The 18,409-nt window shown below is 36.7% G+C and carries 18 protein-coding genes and 1 pseudogene; 6 read left to right on the top strand and 13 right to left on the bottom strand.

Annotated elements, in window-relative coordinates; genetic code table 11:
* Nucleotides 1-311: 311 nt before the first annotated feature.
* On the bottom strand, nt 312-2,192 hold the full coding sequence (gene htpG / locus Q1A47_RS16115; RefSeq protein ID WP_026679675.1) for a molecular chaperone HtpG: 1,881 nt from the start codon (nt 2,190-2,192) through the stop codon (nt 312-314).
* Nucleotides 2,193-2,382: 190 nt separating this feature from the next.
* On the opposite strand from htpG, the gene Q1A47_RS16110 reads away from it, so the two are divergent.
* Nucleotides 2,383-2,751, top strand: a complete 369-nt coding sequence (locus tag Q1A47_RS16110) for a hypothetical protein (protein ID WP_051388222.1) — start codon at nt 2,383-2,385, stop codon at nt 2,749-2,751.
* A 315-nt stretch (nt 2,752-3,066) separates the two neighbouring features.
* Here Q1A47_RS16110 and Q1A47_RS16105 read toward each other — a convergent pair whose 3' ends face one another.
* From Q1A47_RS16105 to csaA, 8 genes are all read right to left on the bottom strand, one after another.
* Nucleotides 3,067-4,002 (bottom strand): nucleoside hydrolase, encoded by a 936-nt coding sequence (locus tag Q1A47_RS16105; RefSeq protein WP_026679674.1) that lies wholly within the window; start codon nt 4,000-4,002, stop codon nt 3,067-3,069.
* Nucleotides 4,003-4,045: 43 nt separating this feature from the next.
* Nucleotides 4,046-5,257: a NupC/NupG family nucleoside CNT transporter gene (locus tag Q1A47_RS16100; protein WP_026679673.1), complete on the bottom strand. Its 1,212-nt coding sequence runs from the start codon at nt 5,255-5,257 to the stop codon at nt 4,046-4,048.
* A 22-nt stretch (nt 5,258-5,279) separates the two neighbouring features.
* Nucleotides 5,280-6,230, bottom strand: coding sequence for a nucleoside hydrolase (locus tag Q1A47_RS16095; protein ID WP_026679672.1), 951 nt, complete (start codon nt 6,228-6,230; stop codon nt 5,280-5,282).
* A 17-nt stretch (nt 6,231-6,247) separates the two neighbouring features.
* The gene (locus Q1A47_RS16090) at nt 6,248-7,186 is read right to left on the bottom strand and encodes a nucleoside hydrolase (protein WP_121604795.1); all 939 of its coding nucleotides are present in this window, start codon (nt 7,184-7,186) and stop codon (nt 6,248-6,250) included.
* Between the two features lie 233 nt (nt 7,187-7,419).
* Nucleotides 7,420-7,689 carry a hypothetical protein gene (locus Q1A47_RS16085; protein ID WP_121604794.1) on the bottom strand — a complete coding sequence of 90 codons (270 nt, stop codon included), beginning with the start codon at nt 7,687-7,689 and terminating at the stop codon, nt 7,420-7,422.
* Between the two features lie 504 nt (nt 7,690-8,193).
* Nucleotides 8,194-9,558: an FAD-binding oxidoreductase gene (locus tag Q1A47_RS16080; protein ID WP_026682072.1), complete on the bottom strand. Its 1,365-nt coding sequence runs from the start codon at nt 9,556-9,558 to the stop codon at nt 8,194-8,196.
* A gap of 224 nt (nt 9,559-9,782) precedes the next feature.
* Complete coding sequence (locus Q1A47_RS16075; protein ID WP_121604793.1) at nt 9,783-10,214, bottom strand: RDD family protein; 432 nt, start codon at nt 10,212-10,214, stop codon at nt 9,783-9,785.
* Nucleotides 10,215-10,342: 128 nt separating this feature from the next.
* Entirely contained in the window at nt 10,343-10,672 is a 330-nt protein-coding gene (csaA, locus tag Q1A47_RS16070; protein ID WP_026682070.1) for a chaperone CsaA, read from the bottom strand.
* A gap of 235 nt (nt 10,673-10,907) precedes the next feature.
* Between csaA and Q1A47_RS16065 the strand changes: the two genes are divergently transcribed.
* The 3 genes and pseudogenes from Q1A47_RS16065 to Q1A47_RS16055 all read left to right on the top strand — a co-directional run bounded on the left by Q1A47_RS16065 (nt 10,908) and on the right by Q1A47_RS16055 (nt 11,703).
* Nucleotides 10,908-11,030 (top strand): hypothetical protein, encoded by a 123-nt coding sequence (locus tag Q1A47_RS16065; protein WP_121604792.1) that lies wholly within the window; start codon nt 10,908-10,910, stop codon nt 11,028-11,030.
* Between the two features lie 40 nt (nt 11,031-11,070).
* Nucleotides 11,071-11,223: a Fur-regulated basic protein FbpA gene (locus Q1A47_RS16060; RefSeq protein WP_152525437.1), complete on the top strand. Its 153-nt coding sequence runs from the start codon at nt 11,071-11,073 to the stop codon at nt 11,221-11,223.
* A gap of 260 nt (nt 11,224-11,483) precedes the next feature.
* Nucleotides 11,484-11,703: pseudogene (locus Q1A47_RS16055) on the top strand (MerR family transcriptional regulator).
* A gap of 44 nt (nt 11,704-11,747) precedes the next feature.
* On the opposite strand, the gene Q1A47_RS16050 reads toward Q1A47_RS16055, so the two are convergent.
* From Q1A47_RS16050 to Q1A47_RS16040, 3 genes are all read right to left on the bottom strand, one after another.
* Nucleotides 11,748-12,995, bottom strand: a complete 1,248-nt coding sequence (locus Q1A47_RS16050; RefSeq protein WP_026682069.1) for a glutamate-5-semialdehyde dehydrogenase — start codon at nt 12,993-12,995, stop codon at nt 11,748-11,750.
* A gap of 25 nt (nt 12,996-13,020) precedes the next feature.
* On the bottom strand, nt 13,021-14,112 hold the full coding sequence (gene proB, locus Q1A47_RS16045; protein WP_166529798.1) for a glutamate 5-kinase: 1,092 nt from the start codon (nt 14,110-14,112) through the stop codon (nt 13,021-13,023).
* A 573-nt stretch (nt 14,113-14,685) separates the two neighbouring features.
* Nucleotides 14,686-16,107, bottom strand: a complete 1,422-nt coding sequence (locus Q1A47_RS16040; RefSeq protein ID WP_121604789.1) for an MDR family MFS transporter — start codon at nt 16,105-16,107, stop codon at nt 14,686-14,688.
* Nucleotides 16,108-16,380: 273 nt separating this feature from the next.
* Between Q1A47_RS16040 and Q1A47_RS16035 the strand changes: the two genes are divergently transcribed.
* Complete coding sequence (locus Q1A47_RS16035; RefSeq protein ID WP_026682066.1) at nt 16,381-16,857, top strand: YusW family protein; 477 nt, start codon at nt 16,381-16,383, stop codon at nt 16,855-16,857.
* A gap of 171 nt (nt 16,858-17,028) precedes the next feature.
* Here the strand turns inward: Q1A47_RS16035 and Q1A47_RS16030 are convergent, their stop codons facing one another.
* On the bottom strand, nt 17,029-17,754 hold the full coding sequence (locus Q1A47_RS16030; RefSeq protein ID WP_026682065.1) for a hypothetical protein: 726 nt from the start codon (nt 17,752-17,754) through the stop codon (nt 17,029-17,031).
* A 141-nt stretch (nt 17,755-17,895) separates the two neighbouring features.
* Here Q1A47_RS16030 and Q1A47_RS16025 point away from each other — a divergent pair, with 141 nt between their 5' ends.
* Nucleotides 17,896-18,306 (top strand): DUF6376 family protein, encoded by a 411-nt coding sequence (locus Q1A47_RS16025; protein ID WP_166529797.1) that lies wholly within the window; start codon nt 17,896-17,898, stop codon nt 18,304-18,306.
* The last annotated feature ends 103 nt before the right edge of the window (nt 18,307-18,409 follow it).

Raw genomic sequence — 18,409 nt, 5'->3', positions numbered from 1 at the left:
ATACATCAAACATTTCAAAATAACTACTTGGCTTAACGCAGTCATTGCACTGATTTTATACTTTCTTAACTTATAAAGTAAAACTTCAATCAGTCGGGGGTACTTACCCCCCACTGATTGTTAGTACCACAATGGTATATCTAAATGCCTTTGAATCCATCGGATATTTACTGGTAGTTAATCCACACTTACCAATATTGGTTTTATTTTATTGTTTGAAGTGCGGATCTTACTGCCAGTTATATGTTGGATAACATGATTGTTCGTATAGTATAGAAGTTGTGTATTGTCTGAGACCTATCACTAATCTATCAAATCATAACCTTGCAGATATCATTCGTAAATGCAACTGGATCATTTACAGGCATCCCCTCTATAAGTAAAGCCTGATTATATAATAGGTTTGTATACAGGGCTGTTTTGTCCTTGTCATTCGCAAATGTCGTTTGTAATGCTTGGAAAATATCATGGTTCGTGTTTATCTCCAATACTTTATCCGCTTTAACTTGCTGGTTATTTGGCATGGAATTCAACACTTTTTCCATTTCTAAAGATATATCTCCATCAGCAGATAGACAAACAGGGTGAGATTTCAAACGTTTGGATGCACGCACATCCTTTACCTTACCCGCTAAATTCTCCTTCATAAATGCAAAGAGTTCTTTATTTTCTTCCTGCTTATCTTTATCTGTTTCGTTATCTGTCTCTTCATCTAAACCAAGATCGCCACTAGAAACAGATTTGAATTCCTTATCTTGATAGTTCATGAGCATTTTAATAGCAAATTCATCAATTTCTTCAGTGAAATATAGTATTTCATACCCTTTATCTGCTACCATTTCAGTTTGTGGTAATTTCTCAATTCGTTCAATGGATTCACCAGAAGCATAATAAATATAGGCTTGGTCTTCAGGCATGCGTTTAACGTATTCATCCAGTGAGACTAATTTCTTTTCTTTAGAGGAGTAAAATAATAATAAATCTTTTAACGTTTCTTTATTTGCTCCAAACTCGTTATATACTCCAAACTTTAATTGTCTACCGAATGAATCATAGAATTTTTCATACTTTTCTCGATCATCTCTTAACAAATGCAATAGTTGAGTCTTTATTTTTTTCGTTATATTTTTCGCTATTACCTTTAATTGACGATCATGCTGTAGCATTTCCCGAGAAATATTCAGTGATAAGTCCTCTGAATCTACCATTCCTTTAACAAAGCTAAAATAGTCAGGCAGAAGGTCCGCACATTTATTCATGATTAGTACCCCATTGGAATATAACTCTAACCCTTTTTCGAATTCTTTTGAGTAATAATCAAAAGGTGTATTTTCAGGTATGAATAAAATAGCATTATACCTAACAGTACCATCTACATTTATATGAAGGGATTTTAAAGGCTTGTCAAAGCCATATCGCTTTTCCTGATAGAAATTTTCATAATCCTCGTCTGTTAATTCATTTTTATTCTTCTTCCAAATTGGAACCATACTATTTATCGTTTCTTCTTCTACATAATCAACATACTCATCACTTTCTTCATCCTTTGGCTTACTTTTTGTTACATCCATTTTGATTGGATAACGAATAAAGTCAGAGTATTTTTTAATAATTTCTTTTAAGTGAGCTTCTTCTAGATAGGAATCATACGACTCGTCTTCCGTATTATCCTTTATCTTTAAAATGATTTCGGTTCCAATCTCTTCCTTCTCATATGAAGTAATTGAATATCCTTCTGTACCAGTTGATTCCCATTTATATGCTTCTTCACTGTCCAAGGCTTTACTAATGACTGTTACTACATCAGCAACCATAAATGCAGCATAAAAACCCACACCGAATTGACCAATAATGTCATGCCCATCTTTTAATTCTGTATCATTTTTAAAAGCGAATGATCCACTCTTAGCAATCGTACCAAGATTTGTTTCTAATTCATCCTTTGTCATTCCAATTCCAGTATCTATTACTTTCAGTGTACGCTCTTCTTTATTTGGAATGATCTGTATGTAATAACTATCCTTATTAAAAGATAAATTCTCATCCGTCAAACTTCGATAGTACATTTTATCCATGGCATCACTAGCGTTGGATATTAACTCACGCAAAAACACCTCACGTTGGGAATATATCGAATTCACCATCAACTCTAGTAATCTCTTAGATTCGGCTTTGAATTGCTTCTTTTCCATTTTAGCTTCTCTCCTTTTTAATCGGTTCTGAATAATTAATAATATCATAGTTTAAATATCATAATCTATATCTTCTGTCAATAATCTAGTTAATTGTCTATTATTATAACTAAATAGGCGGAAAATAATTAAAATTATAATATCCGTCCGAAACATTTTACCATTCATTTTAATAATGTAAAGAGAATTTATGAAACAAGTAGTAGCAATTCTGATAGCATTTGCAACAATTTTCTTTGCATCGCTTTCATTGATTTCAGCAAAATCAAACGTTACTGGAACATGGGATTATATTGGTTCTTCCATATTTTTTAATACTACTGGCATTGCCGAGTCCACTGGTGGTGATTTTAAGTATTGCTTAACAGCTGAGCCATCGGGATGGTATAAATTATGGGAAGATGATCCTGTTGGAGACGACTTTGTAGGCGAAAGGTATTTATCTCATGATGAATGTGCAATCTTTAGGAATATTGGTGGATATGTGGATGGATCTAATAATGAAGCGGAATTTTATGTAAAAAAAAACTTCACAGTACAAACGTCAAAGCGTATATGACTTTTTATGATTAAGTAAAAAAGACGGAATCAAACGTGTTTTCATTAAAGAAAAATATAACTAAGCTATTCCGGAAATATACTTCGCTGTGCTGCGAATGGCTGGTGAGTCTCCTCGCCTAACTTACTTTGGAGACTCACCGATGCCTTTTCTCCCTCATATATGGAAGGGCAGCGATACATCGCATTTTTTTCAAAGCGTCTACATATATTTCAAGTGATAGCGTATTACATTGTTCGCCTTTTTAATGGACCGTTTTAGCTATATTCCAACCCTATTCTAAGACAAATACATATATTTCCCCAAGCTCACGGGTCACAATTGCTTCTTTAACGTATCTAAAAAGAGAGTAGTAAATCGATCTGCATCTACTGCAAGGCACACTTCAATATTTGGTTCTTTTTTCCATAGGTGGAGAAAATCACAAATGGTTTGTCCGTAGCTCAACTCACTTTTTGTTTCAATGTCCACAAAGTATTTTGCCGTTTTAACAAGCGAAGGATCAAGAACAACCCCGACGGTTAATGGATCATGAAGTGCGCAACCATTCTGTCCATAATTATCCATGCTATACTTACGATAAACCTCCGTGCTTTTCATTACAAAATCATAATACAAAGACCCTTGCAATTGTTCAATGTGTTCTTTCGTAAGAAAGGTTTTCATGGTTACGTCTAAGCTGACTAATTTTATAGGCATTCCAGAATGAAATACAATCTTTGCCGCCTCTGCATCTGCAAAGATATTAAATTCTGAAGTTGGTAGCGTATTTCCTCTACCGCTTTCAGAAACAAGCCCCCCCATCACAACAACTTGCTTCACTAACTGAGGGAGAGTTGGCTCTTTACGTAAAGCTAAAGCAAGATTAGTCAACGGGCCAACCATAATTAATGTTAATTCTCCTGGAAATTTCTTTGCCTGTTCAATCATAAAATCAGGAGCAAATAATACTGGATCCTCTACTCGTGGAACGATGTTTTGAAGCGATCCACCTATTCCATCATCTCCATGAACACCAAACTCATGGAAGGCTCCTTTCAAAAGTGGTTGGCCAGCTCCACGATAAACTGGGATATCACTTCTTCCAGCCAATTGTAATACCTTTTTGCTATTTACCATAACTTGTTCGAGTGGTACATTCCCATTAACAGCTGTTATTCCTGCTATTTCTAATTGTCCACTTTCTACTGCCATTAAAATAGCAAGGGCATCATCCACTCCGGTATCAACATCCAGAATTATCTTATCCATTTCCTCATCCTCTTTCTGCTCACCACTAATTCATTCATATTTATCAAATTAGCATTCCTGCTATTGCTGCACTCAATAAATTTGCTAGCGTTCCACCAATAATGGCTAGAAATGCCAGCCTTACTAAATCATTTTTTCGCGATGGAGCAAGCCCACCAATTCCTCCAATGAGCATCCCCATACTTGCTAGGTTAGCAAATCCGCATAAGGCAAACGTAATAACTGCTACTGTTTTATCTGAGAAATGTTCAATTTCTGCTCCAAAGTTACTAAACGCAACAAATTCATTTAAAACGAACTTTTGACCAATAAAAGAACCGGCTTGTACCGCTTCATCCCAAGGTACTCCGATAATAAAAGCTAGGGGTGCCATCACGTATCCAAGTATTTGCTCAATGGTAATTGCCTCAAATCCAAACAGGCCACTAACCCAGTCTAGCCCAAGATTCACCAATGCAATAAGTGAAATAAACGCCAATAACAATGCGCCAATGTTCAATGCAAGTTTAAGTCCAACTAAAGCACCGTTAGAAGCTGCATCAACAATATTTTGTGCATCTTTTTCTGCATCAATCTTAATTAGTTGCTCTTCTTGCACTTCTGTCTCTGGTACTAACATTTTAGCAATTAACAAACCTGCAGGTGCAGCCATAAATGCCGCCGCAAGTAAATAATCTAATGGCACACCAAGTAGCGAGTAACCGACAAGTACTGTACCTGAAACAGAAGCTGCTCCTCCAGTCATCACCGCAAATAACTCTGATTTTGTCATTTTTTCCAAATATGGTTTAACGACAAGTGGAGCCTCTGTCAAGCCTACAAATATATTTGCTGCTGCTGATAATGACTCTGGCTTTGTTGTCTTTAAGATAAGTGATAAAAAGCCACCGATCGCCTTTGTTAGCACTTGCATAACCCCGATATAGAATAAAACAGAAATTAGTGAAGAAAAGAAGATAATGACAGGCAACACTTGAAACGCAAATATCATTCCAACTCCTTCCATACCAAGCAAGCCTCCAAATAGGAAGCTAATACCATCGTTTGATGTATTAATAATTTGCTCAACAATAGAAGTGATCCCTTTAAAAAAGTTTCTTCCCAATTCCCATTTTAATACGATAAAGCCAAAAATAAATTGAATGGCTAGTGCACCGATAACTGTACGAAAGTTTATTGATTTCTTGCTTTTAGAAAGTAGAAATGCAATAAATAATATGATTATAATTCCAGTCATTCCCCATAAAATTTCCATTGTAGCAAACCTCTCTTCGTTGTCAGTATGAATTCGTTGATAAAACTTTGATGAGCGTATTTCTAAACTTTTCTCTATCAACACCTTCGCACACACGCACATTTGGTGATTTTTCACTACGGTTATTCCTATCCACTAAACTGTAGCCTCTTGTTAGTTCACCTTTTGTTTCAATATCAACAAAATAATCATTAGATGCTATCATTAGTTCTTCGTTTGCTGCAATAGCAACTAACAATGTATCAGGATGGGTTGTCCCATCGATTTTATGAACTTCCTTATTAAATTTCATGACTACGCGATTAATATCCATAAAAAATTTTGAACGTGCCGTACCGATTGCCGCAATTTCCTGGTGATCGGTATCATTCATTACAGAATAATCCGTACACATATCCCATCCCACCATCGTGATTGGGATGCCAGCATGTAAAACAATTCTTGCGGCTTCTGGATCTACCCAAAAATTATACTCAGCTGCAGCAGTAATATTTCCTAATGCATTATTTGTTCCACCCATGATATAAATATGTGGAATATCCTTTACTATTGTTGGATCCTTTTTTATGGCCATGGCAATGTTTGTTAATGGTGCAATCGCTAAAAATTCAATTTCACCAGGATTCGCTTTAACTTTTTCAATGATGAAGTTAACCGCATGTCCATCTTCAGGACGTTGATCTGCCTTTTCAAAAAAGGAATCTCCCATACCATCTTTGCCATGAACATCCTCTACTGTACGATGAACAGTTTCCCCAATCGACAAAATTGGCCTCTCATGTCCCTTATAGACAGGTACATTATAATCTGGATTAAATACTTGAATGGTGTATAAAGCATTCTCTACCTCTTGATCAAAATCAACATTTCCGCCAGTAATCGTAACACCTTCAACCTTAAAATGATAAAGAGCAGTTAGTAATGCGATTGTGTCATCGCCAGCGGTATCCGTATCAATAATAACTCGTCTCATGATGCTACAACTCCTATTCAGTTTTGTCTTGATAAGTCTGTAATGTATTGAAAGAATTGATCACGGTTCACTTCATATACTAAGTTCACTGGTCGACCATGTTCTGATAATTCTGTCCTACCTTGACTTTTTCCTTCCGTATGAACAATACTATTCACTTGTTTTTTCTTAACGAGATCACTTTTCCCAATTGTTGCTGTTGTCAGAACATCCCAAAGGAAATACGTAGAGTTTGTTTGAAAATGAACAAGTGGCGGAACCATTGCATAGCATTGCCCTAGAAAATCAATTCCTAAATCCTTTCTTTCTGAAGCCCAACTATTTCTAACGTCTAGTGTAAGTGGAACCATATTTGTGCTTTCCAGTGCTACTAAATCTATTTCAATGTTGCTTTCCCAAACGGTTTTCACTGCCTCTGGATCCCAAAATGCATTCCATTCCGCTGACCCATCATGTTCCGGTTCTTCTACATTACCTGTCTCCAAGAAAGTTCCGCCCATCCACGCTAATTTTTCTATTTTTGCTTCAATATCAGGCGCTTCCTCTAAAGCTCTAGCTAAATCTGTCAAAGGGCCAACAAAGACTAATGTAACTGGCTCCTCGCTTTGGCGTAGCGTTTGAATCAAATGTTTATGAGCCGGTATATTGGCTTCTTTTGTTTTAATTGGTAAAAATTCATTTAAAATTGGTAATGCGTCAACTAAAAATGCGTGCATTCTCCAGTCTTTTGGAAATGGATGCTTTCCTCGTGATGTAGATGCAGCTACACTTATTTCCTCACCATTACCAAATCGATCAATAATTTTCCGACTTGCATACATCGCTGGTTCCAAATAGCAATCCGCAGGTATGACACCAACACCTAATAATTCAACCTCTTCCATTTGAAGTAATAAGAATAATGAAATTAAATCATCAACACCGCCGTCGTGATTTAAATAAACTTTCTTTGTCATAAAAAAGTCCTCCCATGTTGTTTAGTATTTTTCATGTGAATGATTCTATTATAAAAAACCCTCATTCCAATTACAATGAAATATTCGTTTTTTATAAAAAAAATTACAATTTAATTAAGTTATCCAAAAAAATATAAAATAAATCCTAATGTAATCATAAAAACAATAACAATTTACACTTATTTACATTTTATTTCCGAACAATAAAAAGAAAGCCCTTGAGCAGAGCTTCCTTATTTGTGATTCTGTCTAAAATGTTCAATTTCTTGACGAGCATCATGTAAGTGCTCCTGCGTTTGTTGAAACTGCGGATTTTCGAGAGCTGCTGTTCCAAAGCGTTCCTGAGCTGCATGCAAATTTTCTTCAGCTTGACGTAACTCCTGCTCAGCCTCTTGTAACTGTCGCATATCCCCATTCGTTTTCGCTTGTTCAATCATTTGATAAGCCTGTTTTACTTGAATCGTGCATGTTTCAATCATTTGATGTTGGTTTTGTTGTGACATCGCTACCCTCCTATCAAATAAATAAAATGACATCTGTTTATATAATCCCATTATTTGCAGAAACTATGTATCGTATAGCTACTGCACCAGATTAAAAGCGCAAACTCCCTATTTGAAACGTAGCGACTGGAGAGAGCCAGCAGAGATAAAGGAATTACGATGTGTTCGCGAGTCGATGATGGCGATTCGTGAAGTCGCCTAGTTCTGGGCGCTGGAGCTGGACACGGCCCAACACACCCCTATTTATCCACATAAGCAAATATTATAATTTCCTAGACTAAAAAGCCGGGTCATTAAAATCACGCCAGCTTTCCATCGAAGAGCGCCTTATTTATTTGGTGAATAAAACTTTTTCAGCTTTTTTAATCTTCAGCTTCCCTATGAATTAAATCCACTACTCCGTTTTTCCACACCTTTGCTTGCTCACAGGAGTATCATCTATTTAAGCCCCTGCACTACAATGAACTTTAAGAGACATTTTATACTAAATTATAAACGAATTCTCTAATCGTATAGAACCTTACCAGGATTCAAAAGATTGTTCGGATCCAACACACTTTTTACTTTACGCATGATTTCAAGCGCGTTACCATGCTCTGCTTCTTGGTATTTCGCCTTACCAATTCCTACTCCGTGTTCTCCTGTGCAAGTTCCTCCACGTTTTAAAGCATATTCAACAATCTGCCTATTCACTTGATTAGCCTTTTCTATATCTGTTGGGTCATCCGCATCAACCATTAGCAGAATATGATAGTTGCCATCGCCAACATGTCCCACAATTCCACCAGTAAGTCCTGAGGCCTCTACTGCCTTTCTCCCATCTTTAATTGCTCCAGCTAGTTCCGAAATTGGCACACATACATCCGTCACCATTTGCTTTTTACCTGGATAGCTATGAAGAAATGCATAGGCTGTATTATGCCTTGCTTCCCATAATCGATTTCTAGCTGCCGTGTTTGATTCAAAGGCTAACACTTGACACCGGTGGTCTTCTAATAAATCTTTCGTAAATGCCACATCCTGCTTTAGACCCGCTTCATTTCCATGGAATTCTAAAAATACCGTAGGAACTTCTCTATAAGTTGTGTCACTAAAAAGATTGATTTGCTTCATTGATTGATCATCTACTAATTCAACCCTCGCTATCGGTATTCCAGCCTGTAAAATACTAATCACTGCAGCAACAGCTTCATCTAATGTTTGAAAAGCAGCTCTCCCTGCCATTATTTGTTCTGGAATACCGTGTACTTTTAACGTCAACTCTGTAAAGCAACCTAATGTACCTTCCGATCCTACAAATAAACCATTCAAGTGGTATCCTGAAGAAGACTTAGCTGCCATACTTCCCGTATGTATAATCGTCCCATCCGCGAGCACTACTTCTAGATCTCGTACCTGGTCTCGCATAATTCCATATTTTACCGATGTAGTTCCACTTGCATTCGTAGCAGCCATACCACCAAGCGTTGCATCCGCCCCTGGATCAACTGAGAAAAACAGTCCATATTTTTTCAACTCCCTTTCGAGTTGTTTCCTCGTCACACCAGGTTGAACTTTAACCAGAAAGTCGTCTGGTCGTACTTCTAACACCTTGTTCATCAACGTATAATCGATTACAATTCCTTTTTCGTATGGAATCACGCTACCTTCTAGACTTGTTCCCAACCCATAAGAAACAACAGGCGTCTTATATTCACAAGCTACTTTCATTATCTGGCTAACCTCTTCAGTGGTTTGCGGAAATACCACAACATCCGGTAACTTAGGAGTATGATACGATTCATCGGAACTATGCTGTTCAAGAACCGTGTCATTATCACTTATATGCTCAGACGGAAGTATCTTTTTTAATGCATCGAGTATTGTCAATCCTCTCTCTCCTTCTTTTTAGTAAACGAGTCATTCCATGCACTACCTACAGCTTAATACATGTGGATCGCTGAAAATATCTGTGAATTATTGCATTAGCATTTTTGGAAAATATTTGTTTTATCTATAGGAAATTTATTACGAAAATCCTATTCATATGCCGGCTCCAATAGGAAGTATCTTTTTTAATCCAAGACAACAAATCGTCACATATAAAAAGCTCTTCAATTCCGATATACCACCCTCGTTTGACAAATCATATCATGCAGCGCCTTTTTTTCCTCATTCCAGCCTGCCAGTAAATAACCGATAAACAGTGTTAGCGCCGAAACGAAATAGCTTAAGTATCTTCCAATTGATTTCCATATACTAATTTGGGTCATGTTTGTATTTACGACTTGAATATTACATATAATTTTTCCCGGACTCCCCTTCCATTTTGTTGCAGTAAATATAATGATAAATACAATGATATAAATAATGGAAGCCCAAGTATCGGAAGTAGAGGGATCTATTTCCGTTTGGGAATAAAAGAAAACAAAATCTTGATCATTAATCATAGCAGCAATCATAGCAGCTAATACAGAAATTAACAAAGAATCGAGCAAACTTGCCAAAACCCGTATCCAAAAGCCTGCAGGTTTATAATTCGTCATTACTTTTTCCCTCCTTGATGATTTACTCAGATGTATACGAACTACGATATTCTTAGCCTTTTAACTCTTTATAAAGTGAAACTTCTACCTATAAATAATTATCTAAATGTATGTATTTCTCGTAAGAGTTATGAAATTCGCGTGCCATTTTCCACCTCTTCACAAGGACTTAATAAGACGACATCTCCTTCCTCTTGTACGCCACCTAACACGAGGACTTCTGATTTAAACCCAGCAATTCGCATCGGTGGAAAATTAACTACCGCTGCAACTTGACGCCCAACCAATTCAGCTGGGGTATACCGTTTTGTTAGCTGAGCAGAAGATTGTTTCATCCCCAACTCCCCAAAGTCAATAAAAAGTTTAATTGCTGGCTTTCTAGCTTCCGGAAATGATTCCGCTTTCTTTATCGTACCGATGCGCATATCTATTTGTAAAAAATCTTGAATAGTTGCCATTTACTATCCCCTCCAATTCCTTTTTACTCCTCTTACACTAATTCTACATTTGATTCCTGTTTTCCTGTCAAAATAGTAATTTGTAATGATGATTCTGATCAAAAAACGAACGATAATTATTTGATGAAATTAATTAGGTTCGTTTTTATTGTTTCTTCATTCTTTTGTCTCAGCCTCATTCTATTACTATCTTATTGATGGGATCTAAGGGTTTTGCTATGGAGCATCTGCACAAATGCTTGGCGCAAACCATTCACTCGTTCGGGGTGAGGAAGAAGGGGCAATGGGTAGCATCGCAATGCCGACATCTGCCTTATTTTTAGCTTTAGTCGTACCAATCCTTTCCTTTATCTCATAGTTTAATAAGTACAACTGCAAATGATGGAGGTGCTTTGCACATGAGCAAAAATCTGCTACGTGAAGGAATTGAAGAGGTGAAACGCTACTATATAAAAAAATTACAAAAAGCCGGAGTGCTAGAAAACGATAGCGACCTAGAAGCATTGACGCTAAGCGAACTCCAAAGAATGGTTGAATTTTATCAATTATAGAAGTTTCGGGGGATGTCTCATCAGCGAAAAAGTACAAAAGACTGGAATATACAAGACACTATGGGAACAATCGTATGCACAGCTTGATGTGAGTAAATTTTGTTTAATGCTGAAGCGTCACCCACGGAGAATGGAAATACTCCAATTAAAGCGACCTTTTGGGACATTCCTTTGATATTTTTCATTTGTCTAAGCAATATGTTAGTTTCTCTAACATCAAAATGAGATACTAGAATAAACATAGCTTTAGGATGGTTGAAATGACATCATATAAAGATCCATTGGAATTGTACATGGGCTTACTGGATTGTCTGAACGAAAAATTAGGTATTACGAAGAATGAGGTTTATTATTTCCTGATAGAAGCAAGGTCGGTACACGTAAATACTCCTTTACAGCTATTGAACTATTGAACTACTCATGAGAATAGCAGATTTATGTGAGGATGGGGGACAAACGGCCGAAATAAAAAGGTCATAGAAACGGCTACACGATGCAGCCGTTCTACTACTATCCAAGCTCTATTAGCTACGAATTTGTCCATTTCCTTGAATAAAGAATTTGCTTGATGTTAATGCTGGAAGTCCCATGGGACCTCTCGCATGTAATTTCTGTGTGCTAATTCCAATTTCTGCACCATAACCAAACTCAAATCCATCCGTAAAACGAGTAGAGGCATTGTGATAGACTGCCGCTGCATCTACTTGTTGTTGAAAAAGAGCAGCATGTTCTACATTTTCTGTAATGATCCCCTCAGAATGCTTCGTGCCGTATAAATTGATATGATGGATCGCTTCTTCACAGCTTTTAACTATTTTAACACTAACAGCTAAATCAAGATATTCTGTCTGCCAATCCTTTTCAGTCGCTGGTTTTGCAAAGGAAAATTTGGAACATACTTGTTTATCCCCAATGACATCTACATCGTTTTTATGCAGCTGCTCGAGTAACTGTCCACCATAGTTTTCAAACCACCGCTCCTGAATTAATAAGGATTCCATTGCATTACATACCGAGGGCCTTTGGAGTTTTGCATTCAATACAATATCCTGCGCCATTTGGAAATCTGCAGATTCATCGATAAACAAATGGCAATTACCTGCTCCTGTTTCAATTACTGGGACTGTTGATTCACGTATTACAGTATCAATTAAATTTTTTCCGCCTCTAGGAATTAAAACATCTAAATAGCTATTTAATGTAAAAAGCTCCTTAGCTGATTCTCTGCTTGTATTTTCGATTAGCTGAACAGAATCAATTGGTAACCTACTGTTCGCTAAAGCTCGATGAATAACAGAAACGAGCGCTTGATTAGAGTGTTTGGCGGATGAACTTCCTCTTAAAATTACCGCATTACCTGTCTTCAATGCCAGCGTAGCTGCGTCAATAGTGACATTTGGCCTAGCCTCGTAAATCATGCCAATCACACCAATAGGTACACGCTTTCTCGAGATACGTAAGCCATTCTCTTTGTCAATTGATTCGAGCACTTCACCAATAGGATCAGCTATTTGTATAAGTTGAATAATAGCATCATGCATTGCTTGTAATCGATCGCTATTTAACATAATTCGATCTAATATAGAAGCTGTTAATCCTTTATTTTCTCCCTCTTGTAGATCTTTACGATTCTCTTTTAATATCAAATCCTCTTCCATTAGAATTTGCTTCGCTATACATTCCAGCGCCTTATTTTTATCATCTGTACTTACTGCATTTAATTGAAAGCTTGCTCTTTTAGCCAATTTTCCTTTCGTCTGTATCTCTTCCATCTGTTCTCCTCTCCTTTTTACATTTTTACTTTAACCGCACCCAGCGGTCACGATGAATGACTCTTGAAGATTGGAAGCTTTGCTTTAGACTTCTAGCTTCGATTTCTTTTACAATTACTTCCTCGGAGCAGCTTACTTCACCTTTTCCAATCAAACCATTATGTCCATATACCTCTACAACATCCCCCTTATCAAAATGTCCTTTTACACTATTTATGCCTGCTGATAACAGGCTAGCACCATGATATAAGATTGCCTCTTCTGCTCCTATATCTACATAAATTTCCCCCATAGATTCAGAGTGCAAAGCAATCCATTGTCTATTTGTAGTAATGGTTTCTTTTGATCGATTTCGAATATATGTACCATCACCATTCCCATTTAAAATTTCCAGTAATTTATTTTCTCCTTTTCCTGTTCCAATGAATACACTTACTCCTAAAGATAATGCCATTTTTGCGGCTTCCAATTTGGACTTCATTCCACCAGTACCAACCGTTGAGCGTGTATGATCAACTGCAGCAATCATTTCTGGAGTAATTGTTTCTAAATAATCATATTTTGTTGCGTTTGATTGATGACGGGGATTGCCATTATATATGCCATTAATATCTGTAAGCATAATCAATTCGTCAGCATGAACTATTCCGCTAACCAAAGCAGAAAGCATATCGTTATCCCCAAAAGTCAATTCATTAACGGACACCGTATCATTTTCATTAATTATTGGAACGACACGCCGCTCTATAAGCTCCATGATGGTATTAAAGGCATTTTTATATCTGCTTCTGTTCGTAAAATCATCGCGTGTTAATAAAAGTTGTGCAGCTTTTAAATCATGTTCTGCGAACTTTTCCATATATATTTGAATAAGTAAACCTTGACCTACTGCAGCTGATGCCTGCTTTCCTTTCAAGGTAACTGGACGAGAGCCGTACCCAATTTTAGAAAATCCTGCAGCAACAGCTCCTGAAGAAACGAGAATAACATCATGATTATGCTGGCGCAGCGCTGCTATCGCTTGAACGTGTTCCGTTAACTTCGCCACATCCATTTCCCCCTGCGCATTCGTTAATGAACTACTCCCAATTTTAACTACAATTCTCTTTTTACTCATTTTCATATACCTCATTTCTTAAGCCCAATCACCTGACGTTCAATTCTTAATCATCAGACTTTTAAAGTTAAAAAATAGCTAGCATCTCCATTTATAAAGTAAAACTTCAATCCCTTGGAGGTTTTTTCATCTCCCACGGATGGTTAGTACCACAAGGGTATGATCTAAAGACCTTTGAACCAATCGGACAATTACTGGCAGGCGATCCCCCACTTATCTGAATTGATTTCCCTTTTTGCTTGAAGTGGGAGTCTTACCCCACTTATATGTAGGATAAAAAAGCCCTATTCGCCCTATGAATAAGGACGAAAGAGCCTTTTCTTCCGCGGTACCACCTAAATTGGATGAATAACATCCCGCTTATTGCTTTAACGCCATACAAAGCGCCTACTTCAAGTAGGACTCAGAAGGCACGTTCTGTAACTAAAGAGTATGTGAGCTTCCAGCAAATACCTCACTTCTCTGGCACTCATTCGATTACATACTATTCCTTCTTTTCCGTTCACATATGTTTTTTAATATTATGGATAGAAATGTTACTAATGTCAACTGTTTTTGCAAAATCACTACCGATTATCTACGAATGTGTACAGAATCAGGCTGTGAACGCTTGATAAAGAAAGAGAGGATTAATGCAATAATCGCAAACACGCCTGCAACAATAAACGAAACATTTACTCCATGAATCATTCCATTTATACCTTCATCAGGTACTGCACTGTTTGTCATAACCGTAACCAATAGAGCAGTACCAATTGCCCCAGCCACTTGTCGCATCGTATTATTCATAGCTGTTCCGTGCGGAATTAATTTTACGGAAAGCTGATTTAAACCAGCAGTCGTAACCGGCATCATTACCATCGCAATACCAAACATCCGAATTGCATTAATTGTAGCAAGGTAAGTAAATGTCGTATCTGTTGATAAATCGGTGAACATAAAAGTAGTAACTGTTACGATCGTTAATCCGATGATCGCTAACCAACGTGCACCAAACTTATCAAATAATCTACCTGTAATTGGATTCATAATTCCCATTACAACAGCGCCTGGCAATAGCATTAATCCTGATTCCAATGCAGTAAACCCAAGCATATTCTGCGCCAATAATGGTAAGACCACTGCAGCCCCAATCATAGCCATAAACGCAACCATCCCTAAGACTGTTGTAAGTGTAAAAATGCTATTTTTAAATACACGAAATTCAAGAATTGGTTGTTCTAATTTCATTTGTCTCCAAATAAACAGCGTAAGTGCAATTGCACCTATAACTAAGGAGAGAATTACTTGCAAACTTCCCCAACCGCTATTTCCAGCAGTACTAAATCCGTACAATAGTCCTCCAAAACCTAAGGTTGAAAGGATAATCGATAATATATCCAATTTGGGGAATGTACGATTTGTAATATTTTTTAATATGAAATAAGCAACAATAATATCGACAATAATAATTGGCAATATAACGAAAAAAAGACTTCTCCACGGAAAATGTTCAACAAGCCATCCAGATAATGTTGGTCCTATCGCTGGTGCAAATGCAATAACTAAACCAAACATTCCCATTGCCGACCCACGTTTTTCAATCGGAAAAATAAGGAATAAAATGGTTTGCATAAGCGGCATAATAATACCAGCAGCTGCTGCTTGTGCTACACGTCCAGCCATTAACACAGCGAAATTCGGTGCTAATGCACAAATAATTGTCCCTATCGCAAAAATCGTTAATGCTGATAAAAATAGTCCTCTCGTTGTAAATCGTTCAATAAGAAATGCAGTAATCGGAATCATAATTCCATTGACGAGCATAAAAATAGATTGCAGCCATTGCGCTGTATTTGCATCCAATTGCAAATCAATCATAATATGCGGCAGGGCTGTAGCTAATAATGTCTGATTTAAAATGGCAACAAAAGCACCGGATATCAGTACGATCATTAGCGGTACCTTATTTACAGAAGTTGGACTATTTACTTCTGAAATGTTGTTATCCACCATAAAACTTCCTTCTTTCTTTTATAATCTGATATCTTATGGATTCCTCAGCAATCGCTTTTTATTCAACTTTTTTGCTTGTATTATAACTCCATAAGCAGACTTCAATTTTTAGTCATAGATATCATCTTACCATAATCGAATACCAACACAAACTAAAAAGTTTCAATAGCTGTCATAGGATAGATAAATAAAAAATGACATATTTTTGGTTTGAAATCCATCACAAAGGGTTAAAATGATAACTAGCATCTTATGTAGAATGGAGCGATACATATGCAGAAAAAACTAGCTATGGTTAGAGTTATAGCATTACTAGCCTTAATCGTATTATTCAATGTAATAACTGCTTGCGGAGCAGATGATACGCAACAAGAAACCGAACAAAAACCGGCTGATATGCAGCAAGATAAGAATAACGGTGAGACTACCTCCGTATCCGAGGCGCCTTACAGCTTTATAGAATTTGATTTAGAAGCTGACTTTGAAAATATAAAAGACGCTGTTGAAGTGGAATACGAATTTGTACCTGACCGGGTCGAAGCGAGTTATAACGATAAAAATCAAGGAATAAGACTTTCTAACGATGAGGCGCTACATGAGTTAGATGATCACTTCGCTCAATTTGACTTTGATGAGAATAGTTCAAAAGAGGAAGTATTAGCAGCGGTTCGAAAAGCTTTTAACATTCCAGAAGATGCCTTACTGGATTTAGACATTACGTTTGCAACTGGTACAGAAAAAGAATATTAAATAACGACTTACTCTAATTAAAACAATTAATCGAATTTAAAGCAAAAGGTTAAGTTTGACTGTCATTTTGTAAGGATTGCTGGATTCCCACCTTATCACATCATAATTATAACTTAAAAAGAACAAGCGATGGAGACCCTCTAATCTCTATCGCTTGTTCTTTTTACATAGCTAATAAAGTTTATGGTGAGGATGAACATGTAACTTACCATTCTGAAATGGATATAAGTTTAGCTCTTTTGCCTCTGTAGAATGGTTAACGATGATCTCTTCCATTAGTTCATCTGCGCTTTTATTGGTTGTAAGTATGCCTAATTTTTCAGCAGTATGGTATAATTTTGCCTCATGAATAGCTTGGATTAAGCCACGAATATCCTCGTCTTCTGTCTCAATTCCAAACTTTTCAGCTTCTTTTGTTACCTTTGTTTTGATAATTTCTTTCTGAAGCTCTTGAATATCCTTTCCCTCGGCACTTATGCCTAATTTTTCTGCCTTTTTCTTAATCATTGTTTCATGGACTTCTTTTGCTAGCTGATCTGGTTCCTTTCCTTGTACATCTAAACCTAGTTCCTTCGCTTTTTTTATTACTTTAGCATGATGGACTTCCTTTTTTAACTCGTTTATATTCTTACCTTCTGTTGCAATCCCTAATTCCTTAGCAGTATTGGTTATACTGGTCTGAACAACTTGCTTTTTAATCTTTTCTATGGATTTCCCTTCTACTTCAATACCTAACTCTTTTGCTTTTTGTAACAGTAAAGCTTTATAAACATCTTTATGCTGCTTTATATCATTTGTCTCCGTTACTCGCATATCAAGAAATTCAGCAGAGACAGCATTCCCTCCAATACTAACCAAACAAACAAGCACTGCTAGGAAATACATTATTTTTTTCATTTTTAACACCCTTTCTAGTTGCTCTCAAGCAAATAGTTTCCCCATTAGTTAGAAAAACATTTATACATATATGCTTGAAACTTAAACAGGGATTTCAACGTAAATTAATTAAAGACACAATTGTACTGAAAGGAGAAGCAAATGAAAAAAAGCTTCCTATTACTTATTACTGTTACATTAGTATTCCTTAGTGGATGTTCGTTGTTAGAAGAAACGACTCATTCATTGAATTATGCAAATGAAGCAAGTGATTATATCAATACACTAAGCAACTTTGCTGAGGAAACCTCTTCACTTGAAGGGCAAGCACTATTATCTCATCTAGAATCTTTCAAAGGTACCATAGAAGATTTTACGACAATTGATCCACCTACCATTGCCACAGATATTCATCAAGAATTAGAAAACAAAAGCCAAGTACTGTTAGATACAACAAATAATATCATCGACAGTGGCGAGACAGCAGTGGAACAATTAAAACAATCGGATTTATATCAAACCATAGAAAATATCACCGATCTTAAAAATCAAATTGAAGCTCTTGACCAATAGATAGTAACGCCAGAACTTCGCTATACTAAGAAAAACGGAGCAAAATTCGCTCAGTCCTTATCACTACATGCTCAGATTTACGCTTCCTCTAGTAGCTATTATG

Origin of the sequence: uncultured Virgibacillus sp. (assembly GCF_947495635.1) — a bacterium.
GTDB lineage: Bacteria > Bacillota > Bacilli > Bacillales > Amphibacillaceae > Virgibacillus > Virgibacillus salarius.
Note: the sequence above shows the minus strand (reverse complement) of the source record. Positions and strands in the feature narration are given on the sequence as shown.

Excerpts from the sequence above, each read along its gene's own strand:
- htpG (WP_026679675.1), bottom strand. The coding sequence starts at position 2,192 with ATGGAAAAGAAGCAATTCAAAGCCGAATCTAAGAGATTACTAGAGTTG.
- Q1A47_RS16110 (WP_051388222.1), top strand. The coding sequence starts at position 2,383 with ATGAAACAAGTAGTAGCAATTCTGATAGCATTTGCAACAATTTTCTTT.
- Q1A47_RS16105 (WP_026679674.1), bottom strand. The coding sequence starts at position 4,002 with ATGGATAAGATAATTCTGGATGTTGATACCGGAGTGGATGATGCCCTT.
- Q1A47_RS16100 (WP_026679673.1), bottom strand. The coding sequence starts at position 5,257 with ATGGAAATTTTATGGGGAATGACTGGAATTATAATCATATTATTTATT.
- Q1A47_RS16095 (WP_026679672.1), bottom strand. The coding sequence starts at position 6,230 with ATGAGACGAGTTATTATTGATACGGATACCGCTGGCGATGACACAATC.
- Q1A47_RS16090 (WP_121604795.1), bottom strand. The coding sequence starts at position 7,186 with ATGACAAAGAAAGTTTATTTAAATCACGACGGCGGTGTTGATGATTTA.
- Q1A47_RS16085 (WP_121604794.1), bottom strand. The coding sequence starts at position 7,689 with ATGTCACAACAAAACCAACATCAAATGATTGAAACATGCACGATTCAA.
- Q1A47_RS16075 (WP_121604793.1), bottom strand. The coding sequence starts at position 10,214 with ATGACGAATTATAAACCTGCAGGCTTTTGGATACGGGTTTTGGCAAGT.
- csaA (WP_026682070.1), bottom strand. The coding sequence starts at position 10,672 with ATGGCAACTATTCAAGATTTTTTACAAATAGATATGCGCATCGGTACG.
- Q1A47_RS16065 (WP_121604792.1), top strand. The coding sequence starts at position 10,908 with ATGCTTGGCGCAAACCATTCACTCGTTCGGGGTGAGGAAGAAGGGGCA.
- Q1A47_RS16060 (WP_152525437.1), top strand. The coding sequence starts at position 11,071 with ATGAGCAAAAATCTGCTACGTGAAGGAATTGAAGAGGTGAAACGCTAC.
- Q1A47_RS16050 (WP_026682069.1), bottom strand. The coding sequence starts at position 12,995 with ATGGAAGAGATACAGACGAAAGGAAAATTGGCTAAAAGAGCAAGCTTT.
- proB (WP_166529798.1), bottom strand. The coding sequence starts at position 14,112 with ATGAGTAAAAAGAGAATTGTAGTTAAAATTGGGAGTAGTTCATTAACG.
- Q1A47_RS16040 (WP_121604789.1), bottom strand. The coding sequence starts at position 16,107 with ATGGTGGATAACAACATTTCAGAAGTAAATAGTCCAACTTCTGTAAAT.
- Q1A47_RS16035 (WP_026682066.1), top strand. The coding sequence starts at position 16,381 with ATGCAGAAAAAACTAGCTATGGTTAGAGTTATAGCATTACTAGCCTTA.
- Q1A47_RS16030 (WP_026682065.1), bottom strand. The coding sequence starts at position 17,754 with ATGAAAAAAATAATGTATTTCCTAGCAGTGCTTGTTTGTTTGGTTAGT.
- Q1A47_RS16025 (WP_166529797.1), top strand. The coding sequence starts at position 17,896 with ATGAAAAAAAGCTTCCTATTACTTATTACTGTTACATTAGTATTCCTT.